The 18,768-nt window shown below is 70.7% G+C and carries 20 protein-coding genes; 17 read left to right on the top strand and 3 right to left on the bottom strand.

The genetic code is table 11. The annotated features are described in order from the left end of the window. Positions 1 to 73 precede the first annotated feature (73 nt). From nhaA to MRBLWH11_RS18555, 4 genes are all read left to right on the top strand, one after another. Positions 74 to 1,240 carry a Na+/H+ antiporter NhaA gene (gene nhaA / locus MRBLWH11_RS18570; RefSeq protein ID WP_341945889.1) on the top strand — a complete coding sequence of 389 codons (1,167 nt, stop codon included), beginning with the start codon at positions 74 to 76 and terminating at the stop codon, positions 1,238 to 1,240. A 107-nt stretch (positions 1,241 to 1,347) separates the two neighbouring features. Continuing rightward, positions 1,348 to 1,947 (top strand): MazG family protein, encoded by a 600-nt coding sequence (locus MRBLWH11_RS18565; RefSeq protein ID WP_341947861.1) that lies wholly within the window; start codon positions 1,348 to 1,350, stop codon positions 1,945 to 1,947. Between the two features lie 73 nt (positions 1,948 to 2,020). Beyond that, a complete protein-coding gene (locus MRBLWH11_RS18560; protein WP_341947859.1) occupies positions 2,021 to 3,316 on the top strand; it encodes an ATP phosphoribosyltransferase regulatory subunit in 1,296 nt (431 codons plus the stop codon). An 88-nt stretch (positions 3,317 to 3,404) separates the two neighbouring features. Continuing rightward, positions 3,405 to 4,223 (top strand): SGNH/GDSL hydrolase family protein, encoded by an 819-nt coding sequence (locus MRBLWH11_RS18555; protein ID WP_341945888.1) that lies wholly within the window; start codon positions 3,405 to 3,407, stop codon positions 4,221 to 4,223. On the opposite strand, the gene MRBLWH11_RS18550 is transcribed toward MRBLWH11_RS18555, so the two are convergent. Next, a complete protein-coding gene (locus MRBLWH11_RS18550; protein WP_341945887.1) occupies positions 4,192 to 4,719 on the bottom strand; it encodes a VOC family protein in 528 nt (175 codons plus the stop codon). The two genes, MRBLWH11_RS18555 and MRBLWH11_RS18550, sit on opposite strands and share 32 nt — an antisense overlap. A 95-nt stretch (positions 4,720 to 4,814) precedes the next feature. Here MRBLWH11_RS18550 and MRBLWH11_RS18545 point away from each other — a divergent pair, with 95 nt between their 5' ends. Further along, positions 4,815 to 5,669 (top strand): helix-turn-helix domain-containing protein, encoded by an 855-nt coding sequence (locus MRBLWH11_RS18545; RefSeq protein ID WP_341945885.1) that lies wholly within the window; start codon positions 4,815 to 4,817, stop codon positions 5,667 to 5,669. Here MRBLWH11_RS18545 and MRBLWH11_RS18540 read toward each other — a convergent pair. Together MRBLWH11_RS18540 and MRBLWH11_RS18535 are read right to left on the bottom strand one after the other, a co-directional pair. Next, positions 5,595 to 6,824, bottom strand: coding sequence for an amino acid permease (locus tag MRBLWH11_RS18540; protein ID WP_341945884.1), 1,230 nt, complete (start codon positions 6,822 to 6,824; stop codon positions 5,595 to 5,597). The genes MRBLWH11_RS18545 and MRBLWH11_RS18540 overlap by 75 nt on opposite strands. Before the next feature lie 41 nt (positions 6,825 to 6,865). Further along, on the bottom strand, positions 6,866 to 7,336 hold the full coding sequence (locus tag MRBLWH11_RS18535) for a DUF4442 domain-containing protein (protein ID WP_116636915.1): 471 nt from the start codon (positions 7,334 to 7,336) through the stop codon (positions 6,866 to 6,868). Positions 7,337 to 7,443: 107 nt separating this feature from the next. Here MRBLWH11_RS18535 and MRBLWH11_RS18530 point away from each other — a divergent pair, with 107 nt between their 5' ends. The 12 genes from MRBLWH11_RS18530 (at position 7,444) to MRBLWH11_RS18475 (ending at position 18,738) form a co-directional block, all read left to right on the top strand. Continuing rightward, complete coding sequence (locus MRBLWH11_RS18530) at positions 7,444 to 7,842, top strand: GntR family transcriptional regulator (protein ID WP_116636916.1); 399 nt, start codon at positions 7,444 to 7,446, stop codon at positions 7,840 to 7,842. After that, the gene (locus MRBLWH11_RS18525) at positions 7,839 to 8,897 is read left to right on the top strand and encodes a DUF1648 domain-containing protein (protein ID WP_341945883.1); all 1,059 of its coding nucleotides are present in this window, start codon (positions 7,839 to 7,841) and stop codon (positions 8,895 to 8,897) included. Before MRBLWH11_RS18530 ends, MRBLWH11_RS18525 begins: the two co-directional genes overlap by 4 nt. Continuing rightward, positions 8,894 to 9,847, top strand: a complete 954-nt coding sequence (locus MRBLWH11_RS18520; protein WP_341945882.1) for a type II CAAX endopeptidase family protein — start codon at positions 8,894 to 8,896, stop codon at positions 9,845 to 9,847. The genes MRBLWH11_RS18525 and MRBLWH11_RS18520 overlap by 4 nt, the downstream gene beginning before the upstream one ends. A 31-nt stretch (positions 9,848 to 9,878) precedes the next feature. Beyond that, positions 9,879 to 10,538: an O-methyltransferase gene (locus MRBLWH11_RS18515; RefSeq protein WP_341945881.1), complete on the top strand. Its 660-nt coding sequence runs from the start codon at positions 9,879 to 9,881 to the stop codon at positions 10,536 to 10,538. 91 nt (positions 10,539 to 10,629) lie between these two features. Then, on the top strand, positions 10,630 to 11,910 hold the full coding sequence (gene eno, locus MRBLWH11_RS18510) for a phosphopyruvate hydratase (protein WP_116636920.1): 1,281 nt from the start codon (positions 10,630 to 10,632) through the stop codon (positions 11,908 to 11,910). 64 nt (positions 11,911 to 11,974) lie between these two features. Then, positions 11,975 to 12,547 carry a septum formation initiator family protein gene (locus MRBLWH11_RS18505; RefSeq protein ID WP_341945880.1) on the top strand — a complete coding sequence of 191 codons (573 nt, stop codon included), beginning with the start codon at positions 11,975 to 11,977 and terminating at the stop codon, positions 12,545 to 12,547. A gap of 47 nt (positions 12,548 to 12,594) precedes the next feature. Then, the gene (locus MRBLWH11_RS18500) at positions 12,595 to 13,137 is read left to right on the top strand and encodes a DUF501 domain-containing protein (RefSeq protein ID WP_341945879.1); all 543 of its coding nucleotides are present in this window, start codon (positions 12,595 to 12,597) and stop codon (positions 13,135 to 13,137) included. Further along, complete coding sequence (locus MRBLWH11_RS18495) at positions 13,134 to 14,429, top strand: S8 family serine peptidase (RefSeq protein WP_341945878.1); 1,296 nt, start codon at positions 13,134 to 13,136, stop codon at positions 14,427 to 14,429. The genes MRBLWH11_RS18500 and MRBLWH11_RS18495 overlap by 4 nt, the downstream gene beginning before the upstream one ends. Positions 14,430 to 14,467: 38 nt before the next feature. Continuing rightward, the gene (locus MRBLWH11_RS18490) at positions 14,468 to 16,018 is read left to right on the top strand and encodes an NAD(P)/FAD-dependent oxidoreductase (RefSeq protein ID WP_341945877.1); all 1,551 of its coding nucleotides are present in this window, start codon (positions 14,468 to 14,470) and stop codon (positions 16,016 to 16,018) included. 292 nt (positions 16,019 to 16,310) lie between these two features. Then, positions 16,311 to 17,207, top strand: a complete 897-nt coding sequence (locus MRBLWH11_RS18485) for a cation-transporting ATPase (RefSeq protein WP_341945876.1) — start codon at positions 16,311 to 16,313, stop codon at positions 17,205 to 17,207. An 11-nt stretch (positions 17,208 to 17,218) separates the two neighbouring features. Continuing rightward, positions 17,219 to 17,875: a DedA family protein gene (locus tag MRBLWH11_RS18480; RefSeq protein WP_341945875.1), complete on the top strand. Its 657-nt coding sequence runs from the start codon at positions 17,219 to 17,221 to the stop codon at positions 17,873 to 17,875. An 80-nt stretch (positions 17,876 to 17,955) separates the two neighbouring features. Beyond that, positions 17,956 to 18,738 (top strand): CPBP family intramembrane glutamic endopeptidase, encoded by a 783-nt coding sequence (locus MRBLWH11_RS18475; protein ID WP_341945874.1) that lies wholly within the window; start codon positions 17,956 to 17,958, stop codon positions 18,736 to 18,738. Positions 18,739 to 18,768: the final 30 nt, after the last annotated feature.

Here is an 18,768-nt window from a genome sequence, read left to right as displayed (position 1 = left end):
TCCCCGTCGGTCGGGGTGTCTTGAACGCATGACGCCCGAGGACGCTCTCACCCCGCGACCTACGATGGAGGGGATGCGCATCTCAGCGAACCCTCTCCGCGGCCAGCAGTTCCCCGCCGTCCTCCTGCTCGTCGCGGCCGGGCTCGGCCTTCTTCTGGCGAACCTCCCGTCACACGATGCGCTCGCCGCCGTCCTCGACTTCCACATCGCCGTGCCCGGTACGGGGCTCGACCTGTCGGTCGCGCACTGGGTGTCCGACGGGCTGCTCGCCGTCTTCTTCCTCGTCGTGGCGATCGAGCTGCGGCATGAGCTGACCCACGGCGAGCTGGATTCCCCGCGCAAGGCGGTGCAGCCCGCGATCGCCGCCGCCGGCGGCGTGCTCGTGCCGATCGCGGTGTACCTGCTGATCGCCGGCAGCGGCGACACGGCGACGGGGTGGCCCATCCCGACCGCCACCGACATCGCCTTCGCCCTCGGCGTCCTGGCGATGTTCGGTCGCGGCCTGCCGTCGAGCGTGCGCGTCTTCCTGCTCGCGCTCGCGATCCTCGACGACATCATCGGCATCATCTTCATCGCGGTCCTGTTCGCACACGACGTGCAGTGGCTGCTGCTCGGGCTCGCGGTCGTCGGCGTCGCGGCGTTCTGGGTGCTCAGCCGCCTGCTCCACGAACACGGACATGTGCTGATCGCGGTGGCCATGGTCATCGTCGGGGTCGTGACCTGGGGGCTGGTCGCGTCCTCCGGCATCCACGCCACGATCGCCGGCGTGATGCTCGGACTGGTCATGTCGCCCGTGCCCGCCGGACGCACACGGCACGCGCTCGAGCCGACCGTGAACGGTGTGATCCTGCCGGTGTTCGCGTTCGTCGCGGCCTTCGTGGTGATTCCCGCCCTCTCGCCCGCGCAGCTGTCGCCGGCTTTCTGGGCCATCGTCGTCGCGCTCCCTGTGGGCAAGATCCTCGGCATCGCGCTGTTCGGATGGATCGCGATGCGTATCCGGCCGAAGGGCGCGCCGCCGGCCCTGCCGTTCGGGGACATCCTGGCGGCGGGCGCTCTGGGCGGCATCGGCTTCACGGTCTCGCTGCTGCTCGCCAACCTGGCATTCGCCGACGACGGCGGCATCCGCGACCAGGCGATCCTCGGCGTGCTCGTCGGCTCGCTGATCGCCCTCGTGCTCTCGGGCATCATCGTGTCGCTGCGGGCGCGCTGGTACCGTCGGGTCGCGGCCGCGTCGTCGTGAGCGACACCGGCCGGAGCGCATCCGAAGGCATCGAAGGAGGAAGCGTGAGCACTGGCCCCGAACCCCGCGCGAACGTGGACGACCCGCTACGCGCCGCGGCCGAGACCATGCGCCAGGTGCGCGAGCGCTGCGTGTGGTCGCAGCGCATCACCCACCGCGACCTGGTCCCGTACCTGATCGAGGAGTCGCACGAGGTCATCGACGCGGTCGAGAGCGGCACTCGCGCCGATCTGCGCGAGGAACTCGGCGACCTGCTCTGGCAGGTGCTGTTCCACGCGGCGATCGCCGCGCAGGATCCGGACGACCCCTTCGACATCGACGACGTGGCGGAGACGCTGACCGAGAAGATGGTGCGCCGGCATCCGCACGTCTTCGCCGGTGAGGTGGCCACGACGCCGGAAGAGGTGCTCGTGCACTGGAATGCGGCGAAGGCCGCGGAGAAGCGCACCAGGACGAGCGTGCTCGACGGCGTGCCCCGGGGGATGCCGGCGCTCGCGCTCGCGCAGAAGCTCGTCGGGCGGGCCGCCGGGGCGGGGATCGTGCCACGGGCCGAGGCCGCCGCTCCGGCATCCGAGGCCGAGCTCGGAGACGCGCTCCTCGCGCTGGTGGCGACCGCGCGTGCCGAGGGATGGGATGCCGAGCGCGCCCTGCGCGAGCGGCTGCGGACGCTCGAGGACGAGGTGCGCACGGCCGAGGCGGGCGCCTGAGACCGACCGGGCGCGGTCGCGGCGACGGACCTGGGAAGATGGGACCGTGGCTACTGTGAACCCGCCGCGCGGCATGCGCGACATCCTCCCCGCCGACAAGGCGCGCCGTGAGCGCGTGCTCTCCGTCATCCGCGACCGCTACCTCGCGCATGGATTCGACGAGATCGAGACGCCGGTCGTCGAGGACTACGACCGCCTGCACGCCGGCATCGGCGGCGACAACGAGAAGCTGTCGTTCAACATCCTGCGGCGGGGTCTCGACGTCGAAGCCATCCGCGCGGCGGCGGAGGATCCGGCCGAGCTGTCCGATCTCGGGCTGCGCTACGACCTCACCGTGCCGCTCGCCCGGTTCTACGCGAGCAACCGCGGACAGCTTCCCGGGGTGTTCCGCTCGATCCAGATCGGACCCGTCTGGCGAGCCGAGCGTCCGCAGAAGGGCCGCTACCGTCAGTTCGTGCAGTGCGACATCGACATCATCGGCGATGACTCCTCGCGCGCCGAGGCCGAGCTCATGGTCGCCTCGCTCGACGCCGTCGACGCACTCGGACTCGAGGGCGCCACGGTACGGATCAACGACCGGCGGGTGCTGGACTGGATGCTCGACAGCTTCGGCTTCACGGCCGACGAGCGGCCGGGTGTGCTGATCACGATCGACAAGCTCGACAAGATCGGTCCGGAGGGCGTCGGGGCCGAGCTCCGCGAGCGAGCACTCCGCCAGGGGAGCAGCACGGAACCCGTCGACGCGTTCGAGGAGTTCCTGCGGCGTCCGCAGACCATGGAGTACAACCCCTACGGTGAGCGGCAGATCCGCAAGGCGCTGCCCGAGGGTGCACCGGACGAGATCGTCGCGCACCTGGTCGGCATCGGCGACGCCGTGGCTGCCGGGCGTGCTTCGACAGGCTCTTCGATGGGCTCAGGGACCCAGGCGTCAGAGATCCCGCTCGTCTTCGACCCGTTCCTCGTGCGGGGGATGGGCTACTACACGGGCACGATCTTCGAGCTCGCGCACCCCTCGGTCGGATATTCGCTCGGCGGCGGCGGACGCTATGACGGCATGATCGGCCGCTTCCTCGGCCAGCAGGTTCCCGCCGTCGGGTTCTCGCTCGGGTTCGAACGCCTGGTCGACCTCGTGACGGCGGAACCGGATGCCGCGGCGGAAGCCGTCGTGCTCATCCACGACGCCGACGTTCCCATCGGCGAGCTCGTCGCGCACAAGGCCCGTCTCATCGCGGGCGGTGCACGGGTTCGTCTCGAGCGTCGCACCAAGAACCTCAAGGCGCTGCTCGAGCGTTCGGCCGCCGACGGCTACACCGCGTTCGCGACGGTGTCGGCGGGCAGCGGCGAGCTGGAGCTCAAGCCCCTGTCCTGAGCCGCTGACCCGACCCGACTGTCCGGAGAAGGCACGGATGTCGGGCGGAGTTCATGCCGCGTTCACGACCATCGTGTCGAATCGTGGCGTGAGTCGTATCCGCGTCCTGGTGCTCCGGGGTCTTGTCGCCGGCCTCGCGGTCGCGGCCGTCCTCGTCGGCATCCGTCTCGTCCTCACCCGGCAGGCGGCGCTCGCCAGGGAGCGGATCGGGAAGCCGCTGGGCGAGGAGTCGCTGGATGCCGATCGCGTCTGGCGCCGGTCGCTCGACGGCGACCCGATCGACCTGCTGATCCTCGGCGACTCGATCGCGGCCGGGCTCGGCGCGGAACGGCGCAAGGAGACGCTCGGCGGGCGGCTCGCGAAGGGACTGGCACGACGGATGCGCCGTCCCGTGCGCCTGCACACCGCGGCGGTCGTGGGCTCGGAGTCCCCCGATCTTCCGGCGCAGCTCGACGGGCTGTCCGCCGACTACCGTCCGCACGTCGCCGTGATCGTCGTGGGCGGGAACGACGTCACGCATCGCCTTCCGCCTTCGCTCTCGGCCCAGCACCTGCACGAGTCGATCCGACGGCTGCGCGAGGCGGGTGCCGAGATCGTCGTCGGCACGTGTCCCGACCTCGGCGCGCTGCGCCCGGTGCCGCAGCCGCTCCGGCGCCTGGCCTCCAGCATGTCGCGCCGCCTCGCCGACATCCAGGCGGAGACGGCGCGGCACGCGGGCGCCGAACCCGTCGACCTGCGTCGCGCGGTCGGGCCGATGTTCTTCGACGAGCCGGAGGCGATGTTCAGCCTCGACCGCTTCCACCCGAGCGCCCTCGGCTACCGGCGCACGGCGGAGGCGCTGCTCCCTGCCGTGTGCCGCGCTGCCGAGGTCGCCGTCAGCTCGCGGCGTCCGTCGGCGCCGAGGTGAACGACTCGGCCCACTCGGCCACGCGCCGGCTGCTCTCCTCGTCGGAGATGTCCTCGACCCGGGTCATCACCGACCAGCGCACGCCGAACGGATCGCGGATGCTGGCGAAACGGTCGCCCGACACGAACGGCGCGGGAGCTTCGCGCACGGTCGCTCCCGCGGCGACGGCCTTCTCGACCACCGCGTCGACGTCGGGCACGTACAGGCCCATCGAATAGCAGTCGTCGTCGCCCTCGGGCGAGGGGACGAGGTGGTAGTCGGGGCTCGGCTCGCCGAGCTGGAGGAGCCCGAGCCCGAAGTCGAGGTCGGCGTGGGCGACGACGCCGTCGAACTCGGTCACGTCGACGACGCGCGCGCCGAAGACGTCCCGGTAGAACTCGATCGCCTGCTTCGCTCCCGGGATCGCGAGGAAGGGCGTGAGCGACGTCGCGCTGTTCGGTCGTCCGTCTGTCGTGTAGGTGCCGTTCGCGCCGGTGGTGGGGGTCTCATCAGTCATGTCCTCACGGTACGAGGGGCAGGATGCCGGCGGCTTGAAGATCTGCGCCAACCTCGGTCCTCCGCGGTGTCGGGGCCGGACCCTACGCTGGGCCCATGGTGAATCCGACCCGCGGCATCCTGTACCCGGCGCGCCTGCCGGAGTTCCATCGGCTGCCGGCACCGGCCGATGCGGCAGACCTCGTCGCGTGGTTCTGGATCCCCGAGTGGGACATCGCCCCGGGGCGCTCGTCCCGGCAGGAGATCGTCTCGTATCCCGCGCTCAACCTCGTGGTCGAGCCGGAGGGGGTCTCGCTGTCGGGCGCGACGACCCGCGTGTCGCACCGCGACCTGCGCGGACGCGGCTGGGCCGTGGGGGCTCTGCTGCGCCCCGCCGCGGTGCCCGCTCTCGTCGAGGAGCCGGCTGCGCTCATCGATACCGAGACACGGGTCGACGCGCCGGGACTGCTCGATGCCGTGACCGCGGCCATGGAGTCGGGCGAGGGGCACAGGGAGCGCGCGGTCGCGTCGTTCTCGCGGTGGCTCGGCGAGCGGATCGGCCGACCCGGCGAGGCCGCACGTCAGGCGAACGCCCTGTCCGACGCGCTGATGGGGGAGGACGCCGCGCTCACGCCCGAGGAGGCGGCCATGCGACTGGCGGTGTCGGTGCGCACGCTGCAGCGGATGACACACCGGCACGTGGGTCTGTCGCCCGCCGCGATGATCCGTCGGCGGCGTCTGCAGGAGGCGGCCCAGCTGGTCCGCGACGAGCCGGCGACCGATCTCGCGAGGATCGCCGCCGAACTCGGGTACGCCGATCACGCGCACCTGACGCGGGACTTCCAGTCCGTGCTCGGGATCGCTCCGCGGACGTACCGCTCCGCGTCCGCCGTCGACTCAGCGGCGGGCGAGGCGCAGGCGCAGCACCCGGTACGCGACGCCGCAGACGACGACCGCCGTTCCGACGAGTGAGGCGATGACCGGCAGGCTGTTCACGAGCACGAGGCAGCCGAGCGCCCCGACGACCTGCAGCACGCGCGGATAGCGGCGCGCGGGTCCGGTCTGCCGGAAGGCCGCCGCATTGGCGATCAGGTAGTACAGCAGCACCCCGAACGAGGAGAAGCCGATCGCGTCGCGGAGATCCGCGACGAGCACGATGCCGATGACGATCGCGGCGATCACGATCTCTGCGCGCTGCGGCACCTGACGATGCTCGTCGACCTTCGCCAGGAACCGCGGCACGTCGCTCTCGCGGGCCATCGCGAGGGTCGTGCGTCCGATGCCCGTGAGCAGGGCGAGCAGCGCGCCGAGGGAGGCCGCGGCGGCGGCCACCCGGATGAGCGGTGCGAGCGCGGGCCATCCGGCGACGACGAGGAGATCGGCCAGCGGGGCGGTCGACGAGGCGGCGTCGCCCCCGAGCACGAGGATGACCGCGAGGCCCACCAGGGCGTAGACGACGACCGCGCCGCCGAGGGCGAGCACGATCGCGCGGGGGATCGTGCGCGCGGGATCGACGACCTCCTCGCCCATGGTCGCGATCCGCGCATAGCCGGCGAACGCGAAGAACAGCAGCCCGGCGCCCTGCAGCACCCCGTACGCGGAGGCGTCGGGGAGCGGAGGAGGCGATGCCGCGGCGGCGGACCCGAACCCGACGGCGACTGTGACGGCGAGACCGAGCAGCGAGCACGCCACGAGGATCCGCGTCAGCAGGGCGGTGCGGGTCACTCCGAAGCAGTTCACCGTGGCGAGGGCCGCCACCGCGACCACGGCGACCGGCGTCTGCCAGCCCTCGGGGGCGGCGTACGCGGCGAACGTCATGGCCATCGCCGCGCAGCTCGCGATCTTGCCGATCACGAAGCTCCACCCGGCGATGAATCCCCACCAGGGGCCGATCTCCGCACGGGCGTAGGCGTAGGTGCCTCCGGCGACGGGATGCACCGCGGCCAGCTGGGCCGACGAGGTGGCGTTGCAGAACGCCACGACGGCGGCGATCGCGAGAGCGATGAGGATGCCGCTGCCGGCCACGCCCATCGCGGGAGCCCACACCGCGAACACGCCGGCTCCGATCATGGAGCCCAGGCCGATCGCGACGGCGTCTCCGAGCGTCAGTCGGCGGGCGAGGAGCATGACGACATCGTCGCACGCCCGGGTGAACGACAGGGGTCGAGTCAGCCGCGTGCGGCGGTGACCCGCTTCTTCTCGCGGATGTAGACCTCCCGGCGCACCTTCGCGACGATGTCTCCGTCACGGTCGGTGATCACGGTCTCGAACCACTCGAGCACCTTCGCTCCGCCGCGGGCTCGCTCGCGGATCTCGTCGGCCTTCTCCTTCGAGACCTCGAACTCGGCGGTGAGCACGCCGCGCCCCGGCTTGAGGAACTCGATCTCGCCGCGCGTGTCCCACACGACGTGATCGCGCCCGAGCTGATGCATCACCAGCATGAAGAAGTAGGGGTCGGTCATCGCCGACATCGAGCCGCCGAACGCCGTCTTGACGTAGTTGCGGGTGAAGACGTTCACGTGGAGCTCGACGGTCGCGTGGGTCCAGTCCTCGCTGAATCGGCGGATGCGGATGCCGCTGAAGAGATTGGGGATCCAGAGGCTCATGCCGATGGCGAGACGGCGGGGAGTGATGCGCATGGCGTCAGTGTCCCGGATGCGCGCCACACCGTCCAAGACGACTGGAGGGTTGCCACAGTTGTTCTAGTTCAATTAGAATAAGTAGCGATTTGAAAGAGAGGACTCCGATGCTGATCCGAGTGGACACCGACAGCTCTCGACCGCTCTACGACCAGGTCGCGGCGTCCGTCCGCTCCGACATCCTCGCCGGTGCTCTCGTGCCGGGAGACCGGCTGCCCGCGGCGCGCGACGTCGCCGAAGCCCTCGACATCAATCAGCACACCGTTCTCCACGCCTATCAGCGGCTGCGCGACGAGGGACTCGTCGACCTCCGTCGCGGCAGGGGAGCGGTGATCGCGGGCTCGGCGGCGCCGCTGGCAGAGCTCGCACAGGAGATCGACGCGCTCGTGCGCCGGGCCGGTGCCCTCGGCGTCTCCGCCGAGACGCTCGCCGGCATCGTGCACGCGCATCGCGATCCACGATCCGAGAAGAACGCCCCCAGGAACCCCGAGGAGGTCTCGCCATGACCGCACACGACCTGACCCGCATACCGCCGGCGCCGCTGCGCAGAGCGCGTCTCACCTTCTTCCTCGTCGCGGTCGGCGTGCCCGTCGTGATCTCGGCCATCGGCGTCGCGGTGATCGTCGCCTGGCTGCCGTCGATGCCTGACCAGGTCGCCGTCCACTGGGGTGTCAGCGGCACCGACGGGTTCGCCCCGGCATCCACCTATCTCTGGATCCTGCTCGGGGTCGGTCTGGTGCTTCCCGTGCTCATGGCGATCACGACGTTCGCCGCGGTGGGTGCGCACTGGGGCGGCGCCGCACGGCTCATGGGCGCACTCGCCGCGGGCCTCGCCGCCTTCGCCACCGCCATGAGCCTCGGCTCGCTCGCGATGCAGCGCGATCTCGCGCCCGAGGCCGACGTGCCGGGCATCGGCCTGGTGATGCTCGGATCGTTCGCCGCGCTCGCGGCCGTCGGTGCCGTCGCCTGGGCGGTGCAGCCCCGGGTCGGCCCCGAGTCGGGTCCCACGCTCGAATCGCGTCAGATCGTGCGCATCGCCGAGGGGGAGCGCGTCGTCTGGCTGGCCACGACCTCGATGCCGCGCGCCGCGGTCGCCGTCCTCCTGCTGCTCCTGCTCTCGCTCGCCGCGCTCGCCGCCTTCATGCTCGGCACGGGCGTGCAGGGCGGGTGGGTCGTCGCGGTCGTCGTGCTCGTCGTCGCCTTCGCGATGGTGGCCACCACCGCGTTCCGTGTGCGCGTGACGCCCGAGGGATTCGCCGCCAGGGCGCTGATCGGCTGGCCCCGCATCGAGATCCCGCTCGACGAGGTCGAGTCCGCGCGCGCGGTCGATGTCTCGCCGTTCGGGGAGTTCGGCGGGTGGGGGTGGCGCATCGCCCTGGACGGGCGGACCGGCATCGTGATCCGCCGCGGACCCGCGATCGAGGTCGCGCGTCTCGGCCGACGACCGTTCCTCGTGACGATCGACGGCGCCGAGGAGGCCGCGGCGCTGCTCCAGGCCTACGTCGACCGTGCACGTCTGCGCGGCGCGACCCGGACCGACCAGGGAAAGGCGACCTCATGAACGACTCCACGCTGCTCGAGACGCGACGGGTGCCCTGGGGCGCCGTCATCGTCTTCACGGTGCTCGCCTGCGGTCTCGCCTGGCTGGTGGCGCTGCCGCTGTGGCTCGGCGACGGCCTGGCGGAGCCCCTGGCCGCCGCACTGCTGCCGGTGATGATGCTGACGCCTGCCATCGCGGCGCTCGTCGTCACCTTCGCGCTGCGCACCCCGGCGCGCGGGGAGCGCGCGCGGTTCCTGGGCCTGTGGCCGCTGCGTCCGGCGAAGCGCATCGTCTGGCTGATGGTCGCCGCCTGGCTGGTGCCGCCGCTGCTGGTCGGGCTGAGCATCCTCGTGTCCGCCGCCCTCGGCTTCGTCCGGCTCGATCTCACGTTCGCCGCCTTCGCCGCGGAGCTGCAGAAGGCTCTTCCTGCGGGCGCGCCGATGCCACCGGTCGAGGTGGTCGTGTTCGCACAGATCGCGATGATCCCGCTGGCGGCGCTCCTCAACGCGATCCCCGCGTTCGGCGAGGAGCTCGGCTGGCGGGGATGGCTGGTTCCCGCCCTCCGTCCGCTCGGCACGTGGCCGACGCTGCTTCTCAGCGGCGCGATCTGGGGCGTCTGGCACAGCCCGGTCATCCTCCTCGGCTACAACTTCGGCCGCACCGACCTGAGCGGGGTGCTCCTGATGATCGGCGGCTGTGTCGCCTGGGGCATCCTGCTCGGCTGGCTGCGACTGCGCTCGGCGTCGGTCTGGCCGGCGGTCCTCGCGCACGGTTCGCTCAACGCCGCCGGCGGGCTCATCGTCCTCTTCGCCGCTGCGAAGCCCGACCTTGGCCTGGCCGGACCGCTGGGGGTCGCCGGCTGGATAGTCCTCGCCGTCGCGATCGGGGTCCTCGCGGCCACCGGGCAGTTCCGGCGGCAGCCGGAACTCGCCGGCGCACCGGGAAAGCTGCTCTCCGCTCCACGCTCTTGACTCGTCGCCGGGCCGACGGTTGGCTGAGGGCATGGAATCCACCCCCGCAGCATGGTCGCAGGCCGACGCCTTCCTCGTCGACACCCTGGTCGGACACGACCCGGCGCTCGAGGCGGCGCTCGAGGCTCAGCGCGCAGCCGGCCTTCCCGAGATCGAGGTGGCGCCGGTGGCCGGCAAGCTGCTCGACCTCCTCGTCCGCATCAGCGGCGCGCGGCGGGTGCTCGAGATCGGCACGCTCGGCGGGTACTCCACGATCTGGCTGGCCCGCGCTGTCGGACCGGAGGGGAGGGTCGTGACGATCGAGGCGGAGGCGGACAACGCCGCCGTCGCACGAGCCAGCATCGACGCGGCCGGCGTGGGCGATCGCGTCGACATCCGCGTCGGACGCGGCGCCGACGTGCTGCCGACCCTGATCGCCGGATTCGACCTGGTGTTCATCGACGCCGACAAGGAGTCCAACACCGTCTACCTCGACTGGGCGGCGAAGCTCGGCCATCCGGGGACGGTGATCGTGCTCGACAACATCGGGCGCGAGGGCGAGATCGTGCGCGACGATTCGACGGACTCCAAGGTGATCGGCACCCGCGACGGACTGCGGATGCTGGGCGACGACCCGCGGTTCGACGCGACGGCCCTGCAGACGGTCGGCGCGAAGGGCTGGGACGGCGTCGCGCTCGCGCTCGTCGTCTGACGGGTCCCTGAGCTTGTCGAAGGGCCGGGCTAGACTGAGCGCGGACCGACGACGCTCCACACAACGTTTTCTCTGAGCAAGGAGCACATCAGTGGCACTGATCGAGGCTGTAGGCGCACGCGAGATTCTCGACTCGCGCGGAAACCCGACCGTCGAGGTGGAGGTGCTCCTCGACGATGGCATCGTCCAGCGGGCCGCCGTCCCCTCCGGTGCATCCACCGGTGCGTTCGAGGCGTACGAGCTGCGCGACGGAGACAAGAGCCGCTACGGCGGCAAGGGCGTGCTCAAGGCCGTCGAGGCCATCATCGACGAGCTGGGCCCGGCCATCGAAGGCGTCGAGGCGAGCGAGCAGCGCATCGTCGACGAGATCCTCATCGAGGTCGACGGCACCGAGAACAAGAAGCGCGTCGGCGCCAACGCCATCCTCGGCGTCAGCCTCGCGGTCTCGAAGGCCGCGGCGGACTCCGCCGACCTTCCCCTCTTCCGCTACCTCGGCGGCCCGAACGCGCACGTGCTGCCCGTTCCGCTGTTCAACGTCATCAACGGCGGCGAGCACGCCGACAACGGCATCGACATGCAGGAGTTCTTCCTCGCGCCGATCGGCGCCGAGACCTACTCCGAGGCGCTCCGCTGGGGTGTGGAGACCTACCACGTGCTCCGGGCCGAGCTGAAGGCCGCCGGCTACGCCACGGGCCTCGGCGACGAGGGTGGCTTCGCCCCCGACCTGCCCAGCAACCGCGAGGGCCTCGACTTCCTGGTCAAGGCGATCGAGAAGGCGGGCTTCACGCCCGGCTCCGACATCGCCCTCGGCCTCGACGTCGCCGCCACCGAGTTCTTCAAGGACGGCGTCTACCGTCTCGACAACAAGGACTGGGACGCCGCCGCGCTGACCGAGTACTACGTCGGTCTGGTCAACGACTTCCCGATCGTCACGATCGAGGATGCTCTCGCCGAGGACGACTGGGACAACTGGAAGCACCTCACCGATGCGCTCGGCACCAAGGTCCAGCTCGTGGGCGACGACCTGTTCGTCACCAACCCGCAGCGCCTCGCCGACGGCATCAAGCGCGGCGTCGCGAACTCGCTGCTCGTGAAGGTCAACCAGATCGGCACGCTCACCGAGACGTTCGACGCGGTCAGCCTGGCGCAGCGCTCGGGCTACACGGCGATGCTCTCGCACCGCTCGGGCGAGACCGAGGACACCACGATCGCCGACCTCGTCGTCGCGACGAACGCGGGTCAGATCAAGGCGGGTGCGCCTGCCCGCAGCGAGCGCGTCGCGAAGTACAATCAGCTTCTGCGCATCGAGGAGGAGCTGGGCGACGCCGCTGTGTTCGCCGGACGTTCGGCCTTCCCTCGCTACCAGGGCTGAGCCCGGCCCGCGCTCAGAAAGAAGTCAGATTCACACCGCCTGAGCGGTGACCGGAGGAGGAGCCGTGGTACGACGACCGGCTCCTCCTTCGGCGTCTCCGAAGGCTCCGGCGTCCCCGCCGTCGACGCCCAAGAAGGGGCGCGCCAAGGCCGACGCTCGAGCGGCGTCCGCGCAGCGGCGGAAGCGCGCCAAGGGGAGCACGCAGGGTGTCGATGTCCGCGAGTGGGCTTCCGGCATCCGTCTCTCCGCCTTCTCCGTCATCATGCTGTCCCTCGTCGTGCTGGGAGCGTGGGTGCTCGTGCCGACACTCGGCACGTTCATCGATCAGCGGCAGAAGATCGCGGCGCTCGAGGCCTCCGTGAAGGTCAGCGAGGACGAGATCGCCGATCTCATCGCGGAGCGCGAGCGCTGGAGCGATCCCGCCTACATCACGACCCAGGCCCGCGAGCGCCTGTACTACGTGAAGCCGGGGGAGGTCGTGTACCTGATCGACAACGACCTCGACCCTTCCGCGCTTCCGCGGGAGCAGGATCCGATCAGCGACACTCTCGAGGAGAAGCCGGCGGACTGGATGCCGCAGCTGCTGCGCACCCTCGTCTCGACAGGGCTCAGCGACACCGCGGCCGTCGCTCCCTGAGTGTTCGCTCCGAGCATCCTCCCTGGCGGCTCCCCTACGCTGGTGGGGTGACCACGCCGCCTTTCCCCGCCCCCACGCCCGCCGAGCTCGCCGTCATCTCGGCGCAGCTCGGCCGCCCTGCACGCGGTGTGGTCGGCATCGCGGCGCGATGCGCCTGCGGCAACCCGACGGTCGTCGCCACGACACCGCGGCTGCCCGACGGAACGCCGTTCCCGACCTTCTACTACCTGACCCACCCGTCCGCGACGGCGGCGATGTCGACCCTCGAGGCCACGCAGGTGATGCCGGAGCTCGCGGCTCTCCTCGCCGACGACGAGGCGGTCGCAGCCGGCTATCTCGCCGCACACGAGGCGTATCTGGCCGATCGCGGGCGGTTCGGCGACGTGCCGGAGATCGACGGCATCTCGGCGGGCGGCATGCCCACCCGCGTCAAGTGCCTGCACGCCCTCGCGGGGCATGCGCTCGCGGCAGGGCCGGGAGTGAATCCGATCGGCGACATCGCACTCGAACGATCCGCCTGGTCGCCGTCGGTGTGCCGCTGCGAGGACCCCGGTGCGGCGACCCGCGACGAGGCGGCGCGGTCGGCGTGAGCCCGCGACGGATGCTGCGCAGCGTCACGGCCCTCGCGGTCGTGGCGGCATCCGTCCTGCTCCTCGGCGCCACGGCGACGCCTCCGCCGATCCCCGACAACCCCACCGATCCGGTGCGTGCGTCGGAGTACTGGCTCGACGGGGCCAAGATCCGCGAGGCCTGGAAGACGACCAGGGGCGCCGGCGTCACGATCGCCGTGATCGACACGGGCATCGGTAAGGTTCCGCAGACGTTCGGCGACGCCGTGATCGGCGGGACCGACGTCTCCGGGACCGGCACCCCCGACGGCCGCACGCCGGTCGGAGCGGTCGACGGGAACCACGGATCCTGGGTGGCGTCGCTGGCCGCCGGCCGCGGATCCCCCGACGGCACCGGCATGATCGGCGTCGCCCCCGAGGCGAACCTCCTGTCCATCTCCGTGGGGTTCGGTGCGGCGGCGGCCGTGCCGTTCACCGAGCAGGTCGCCAAGGCGATGCGCTGGGCCGTCGACAACGGCGCCGACGTCATCAACCTGTCGTTCACCACGAACACGCTCGACTGGGATGAGAGCTGGGACGACGCGTTCCTCTACGCCTTCGAGCACGATGTCGTCGTCGTGGTCGCCGCGGGCAACCGGGGGAGCGGCACCGACATCATCGGTGCGCCGGCCACGATCCCCGGCGTCCTGACCGTCGGCGGCGTCGATCAGACCGGTACGGCCAGCGTCGAGGCCTCCACGCAGGGGATCACGATCGGCATCTCCGCTCCCAGCGAAGGTCTGCTGGGCGTCTCCGCGAACGGCGAGGTCGTCTCCTGGAGGGGCACCAGCGGTGCCGCCCCGATCGTGGCCGGCGTCGCGGCGCTGATCCGCTCGGCGCATCCCGACATCAAGGCGATCGACGTCATCAACCGGATCATCAAGACCGCGATGCCCGTCGCCGACGCCGTGAAGCCGAGGGATCCGCTGTACGGCTTCGGGCTCGTCGATGCGGCGGCGGCGATCTCCGCCGACATCGCCCCGGTGGACGAGAATCCCATGGGGGATCTCGCCGAATGGATCCACTTCTTCCGGCGCGCCGACACCGAGCCGCAGCCCGAGCCGACGATCACTCCGGTCGCCGTCGAGCCGCTCCCGGATGCCGACGCGCCGACCGAGGCGGGCTCACCGCTGCTTCCCAGCGCTGATTCGCTGCGCTACGGTACCCTGCCGCTCATCGCCCTCACAGTCCCTGGTATCCTGATAGCGCTTGGCGTCACCGCAGCTGCCCGGCGCATCCGATCGGCGCGCGTTTCTCGTACGCCACATTCCTGACTCCAAGGAGTTGTTCCCCTGTGCCTCAGAACAGCACTGTGCCCAAGATTCTGATCGTCGGTGGAGGCTACGCGGGCTTCTACAGCGCGTGGAAGCTCGAGAAGCACCTGCGCAAGGGCGAGGCGGAGGTGACCATGGTCGACCCGCTGCCGTACATGACGTACCAGCCGTTCCTCCCCGAGGTCGCCGCGGGCTCGATCGAGGCTCGGCACTCCGTGGTCGCGCACCGACGTCACCTCAAGCGCACGAACGTCATCACCGCCAAGGTGACGAACATCAACCACGCCGAGAAGACCGCGACGATCACGCCGCCGCTCGGTGAGCCGTACGAGTTCGCGTACGACCAGATCGTCGTGACCGCCGGCGCCGTCTCGCGCACGTTCCCGATCCCGGGCATCGCCGACAACGCGATCGGCCTCAAGACGATCGAAGAGGCCGTCGCGATCCGCGACCGCCTCATGTCGAACTTCGACAAGGCGGCGTCCCTGCCCGCCGGTCCCGAGCGCGACCGACTGCTCACCGTCATCGTCGTCGGCGGTGGCTTCGCCGGTATCGAGGTGTTCGCCGAGCTGCGTTCGCTCGCCTCGTCGCTGGTGTCGAAGTACCCGCAGCTGACGTTCGACGACACGCACTTCCACCTCATCGAGGCGATGGGCCGCATCATGCCCGAGGTCTCGCTGAAGACGAGCGAGTGGGTGCTCAAGGACCTCGCCAAGCGCGGTGCGAACGTGCACCTCGACACGCAGCTCACCAGCGCTGTCGACGGAAACGTCGAGCTCTCCACCGGTGAGGTCATCCCGACCGACCTGATCGTCTGGACCGCCGGTGTCATGGCGAACCCGACCGTCGTCCGCGGCGGCGACCTGCCCGTCGAGGAGCGCGGTCGCATCCAGACCCGCGCGGACCTCCGCGTCGGCACCCCCGAGGCTTTCGTCGAAGGCGCCTGGGCTGCCGGTGACGTCTCGGCCGTCCCTGATCTCTCCGGCGGTGGCGTCGGCGGCTTCTGCGTGCCGAACGCCCAGCACGCGGTGCGTCAGGCGAAGCTGCTCGCGAAGAACATCGTCGCCGTGCTCCGCGGGGAGACCCCGAAGGAGTACTTCCACAAGAACATGGGCGCCGTGGCCGGTCTCGGCCTCTACAACGGTGTCTTCCAGTCCGGAAAGCTCGCGCTCAAGGGCTTCGTCGCGTGGGTCGCCCACCGCGGCTACCACGGCCTCGCGATGCCCACGTGGGAGCGCAAGTTCCGCGTGATCTGGGGCTGGTGGAACAACCTGTGGCTCGGCCGCGACCTGGTGAACCTCGAGACCGTGCAGAACCCGCGCTACGTCTTCGAGGAGTTCGCGGCACGTCCGCGTGCAGCCGCTCCCGCCGCGCCCGCCGTTCCGGCCTCGCCGTCGTCGGATGCCGCGACGACCACCGCCGTGACCGGCGCGGTCCCCGACGACAAGGCCCCGGTCGACGCTGCCGCGACGGAGAAAGCTCCGGCAGCCGAGAAGGCTCCGGCCGCGAAGGCTCCGGCGGCGAAGAAGGCTCCGGCCAAGAAGGCTCCGGCCAAGAAGCCTGTCGCCGAGAAGGTCGCCGCCAAGTAGCACCTCGGCTCAGCCCGTCCGAACAGCCCTCCCTCTGCCGGGGAGGGCTGTTCGCGTTCCAGCGCGCGGCGTGGAGGTCACGCATAGCTCGGCTCGGTAATGTCGAGCGCGCAAGGGGAGTACTCCCGTCTGCGGCGGAGTCGTCATTACGGACACGAGATCGTGTCCCGGCCCGTCGGCCCGAGAGGGTGGAGGAGACCTTGGCACCCGCTCTGCGGGCTGCCTCGACTCTTGCCGTCGTCCGACGTCGTGGAATCCCGGTGGTCCGCACCGCCCCACGAAAGGGACCATCATGGGAAAGCTCTCCCGCTTGATCGGCATCGCCTCCGAAGCCCTGGAGAAGAACTCCGGGTCCGCGCGCAGCGGCAGTCCCGCTGACGGATCCCGGTCATCGACCGATTGGGGCGGCGTGCTCCGCGGCGCCGTCGACGCCGTGCGAGGTCCGTCGGAGAGTGCCGGGCACCACGCAGAACGCCGGGTGCCCGCCCCGCCGTCGCCTCCCGCCGCCGCAGACCCGTACGCGCCGCCGCCCGCTCCCGGTGCGACGGCAGCGCACGTCGGATCGGCCTCGGGAGCTCGAGCGGCCACGACAGGGACCGACGCCGATCGAGCCGCGATCGCGCGCTACGACTACCTGATGAACACCGCCGATCCGCAGCGCATCGAGCAGATCCATCGTGACGCGTTCGCCCGCCTGACGCCGCAGCAGCGCACCCTGGTCGAGGAGCGCATGCGTGCGGAACTCGCACCGGGCGAGCGCCCGCACTCCTCCTCGCCGGATGACCTCGCGCGCGCGGCCGGACGCGCCGAGGCCCTGCGTCCCGGTCGGATGCGCGGACTCCTGTCCCGCGTCCGCGGGAGCGGGACGGGCGGTGCCGCGGTCCTGGCCGGAGGCGCGGCGGTCGGCATCCTCGGTGCGGTCGCGGGTGGCGCGGTGCTCAGCACCGTCGCTGCTCCGCTCCTGGAGCAGGCTGCGGGGCTCGGCGTCGACTTCAGCGCTCTGGCAGAGGGTGTCGATCTGGAGGCGCTCGCCTCGGGCGTCGATGTGGAAGCGTTCACCGGCGGTGCGGAGGAGCTGATGGGATCCGCCGGCGAGGCGGTGTCGGGGCTCGGCGAGACCGCGACCGGCTGGGGCGAGCGTCTCGGCGACCTCGGGATCCCGGGGCTCGGCGACATCTTCGGACGATAGGCGGGGATCGCATGACGGGTGCCGACCACGGCTTCACCGGCCTGAGCGGTTTCGCGGCCGACGTCCTCACCGCACTCGGAGACATCGGTGTCGGGGTGCTCGTCTTCCTCGAGGTGCTGGTGCCGCCCATCCCGAGCGAGGTGATCCTGCCGTTCGCCGGCTATCTCAGCCAGAGCGGACAGCTGACCCTCGGATGGCTCCTCTTCTGGAGCACGCTCGCGTCGTGGCTGGGAGCGCTGCTCCTCTACGGGCTGGGATCGGCCATCGGCATGGCGCGGGCGATCCGGCTGCTCGCCGGCACCCGGCTCGTCAGCAGGTCCGATCTCGAGCGGGGTGCGGCCTGGTTCGCGCGGAGCGGCGCGTGGACCGTGCTCGTCGGCCGCATGGTGCCGGGCGTGCGCAGCCTGATCTCGATCCCGGCCGGGGCATCGCGAATGAATCTGCTCACATTCAGCGTCTACACGATCCTCGGCAGCGGGCTGTGGAATGCGCTGCTCCTGGGAGTGGGCGCGGCGCTCGGCACGCAGCACGAGAAGCTCGAGCACTACCTCGGATACCTGGACTACGCGGTGTACACGGCCATCGCGATCGCGCTGGTGGTCCTGGTCGTGCGACGGATACGCGAGGCGGCCGCTGCTCGACGGGAACCTGCCGTGATCGACGAGTGAGCACAGATCTTCCGCGGCGCACTGATCGAGCGCTACGCTGAGCGCGTTCCGTCCGTCGCGGTGAATCGGAGGGCAGTGCCATGCGTGTGCATCCTCGTGTCTGGATCGGCCTCGCGATCTACGTCGGCTACGTGATCGTCATCTTCGCCGTCACGAAGCTCAGCGGGGTCGGGTTCACGGAGATCGGGAAGTCGGCCGACACCACCTGGCGGGGTGCCGTGATGGATCTCGCCGTCGCCGGCGTGCTCCTCGCGATCACGACCTCGCTCCTCGGCTGGTGGCGCCCGGCACTCTTCGAGCGAAGCCGATCGCACCACAAGTGGCCCATCTTCGTTCCGGCGATCATGCTCGTCGTCGCGATCGCCAACCTCCTCAACACCGACTGGTCGAAGTTCGACACGTCCTTCCTCCTCTCGCTCCTCGCGCTGGGTGTCTGCGTCGGATTCTGCGAAGAGCTGATGTCTCGCGGTCTCCTTCTCACGGCGTTCCGGTCGAGATTCTCCGAGGTCTGGGTCTGGCTGCTGACGAGCCTCCTGTTCGGTGCGATGCACCTGGTGAACGCCGCTCTCGGCGATCCGCTGATGAGCGCGCTTTCGCAGGCGGGCATCGCGGCGATGTCGGGGACCTGCTTCTACATCGTGCGCAGGGTGACGGGTTCCCTGGTGTGGGCGATGGTGCTGCACGGCCTCTGGGACGTGGCCGCGTTCTCGGTGGGCTTCGCTCCGATGGGCGTCGCCTGGGGTGTGCTGCTCACACCGTTCATCGGACTGCTCGCCGTCGCCGTCGTGTACTGGGTCATCAAGGGCGCGGATGAGAAGGCGCCCGTCGCGGCCGGCTCTGCAGCCGCAGCCGCGACGAGGTAGTGACACGGGCGTGTGCCACGGTTCCGAGGA

The organism is Microbacterium sp. LWH11-1.2 (genome assembly GCF_038397745.1).
Classification (GTDB): domain Bacteria; phylum Actinomycetota; class Actinomycetes; order Actinomycetales; family Microbacteriaceae; genus Microbacterium.
This window is presented reverse-complemented; position numbering and strand designations above follow the sequence as displayed.

What these genes read in the sequence shown, in the direction of transcription:
- MRBLWH11_RS18480 (WP_341945875.1), top strand. Translation starts at nt 17,219, where the DNA reads ATGACGGGTGCCGACCACGGCTTCACCGGCCTGAGCGGTTTCGCGGCC.
- MRBLWH11_RS18565 (WP_341947861.1), top strand. Translation starts at nt 1,348, where the DNA reads ATGCGCCAGGTGCGCGAGCGCTGCGTGTGGTCGCAGCGCATCACCCAC.
- MRBLWH11_RS18475 (WP_341945874.1), top strand. Translation starts at nt 17,956, where the DNA reads ATGCGTGTGCATCCTCGTGTCTGGATCGGCCTCGCGATCTACGTCGGC.
- MRBLWH11_RS18540 (WP_341945884.1), bottom strand. Translation starts at nt 6,824, where the DNA reads ATGCTCCTCGCCCGCCGACTGACGCTCGGAGACGCCGTCGCGATCGGC.
- MRBLWH11_RS18520 (WP_341945882.1), top strand. Translation starts at nt 8,894, where the DNA reads ATGAACGACTCCACGCTGCTCGAGACGCGACGGGTGCCCTGGGGCGCC.
- MRBLWH11_RS18530 (WP_116636916.1), top strand. Translation starts at nt 7,444, where the DNA reads ATGCTGATCCGAGTGGACACCGACAGCTCTCGACCGCTCTACGACCAG.
- MRBLWH11_RS18525 (WP_341945883.1), top strand. Translation starts at nt 7,839, where the DNA reads ATGACCGCACACGACCTGACCCGCATACCGCCGGCGCCGCTGCGCAGA.
- MRBLWH11_RS18485 (WP_341945876.1), top strand. Translation starts at nt 16,311, where the DNA reads ATGGGAAAGCTCTCCCGCTTGATCGGCATCGCCTCCGAAGCCCTGGAG.
- MRBLWH11_RS18550 (WP_341945887.1), bottom strand. Translation starts at nt 4,719, where the DNA reads ATGACTGATGAGACCCCCACCACCGGCGCGAACGGCACCTACACGACA.
- MRBLWH11_RS18535 (WP_116636915.1), bottom strand. Translation starts at nt 7,336, where the DNA reads ATGCGCATCACTCCCCGCCGTCTCGCCATCGGCATGAGCCTCTGGATC.
- MRBLWH11_RS18515 (WP_341945881.1), top strand. Translation starts at nt 9,879, where the DNA reads ATGGAATCCACCCCCGCAGCATGGTCGCAGGCCGACGCCTTCCTCGTC.
- MRBLWH11_RS18560 (WP_341947859.1), top strand. Translation starts at nt 2,021, where the DNA reads ATGCGCGACATCCTCCCCGCCGACAAGGCGCGCCGTGAGCGCGTGCTC.
- MRBLWH11_RS18545 (WP_341945885.1), top strand. Translation starts at nt 4,815, where the DNA reads ATGGTGAATCCGACCCGCGGCATCCTGTACCCGGCGCGCCTGCCGGAG.
- nhaA (WP_341945889.1), top strand. Translation starts at nt 74, where the DNA reads ATGCGCATCTCAGCGAACCCTCTCCGCGGCCAGCAGTTCCCCGCCGTC.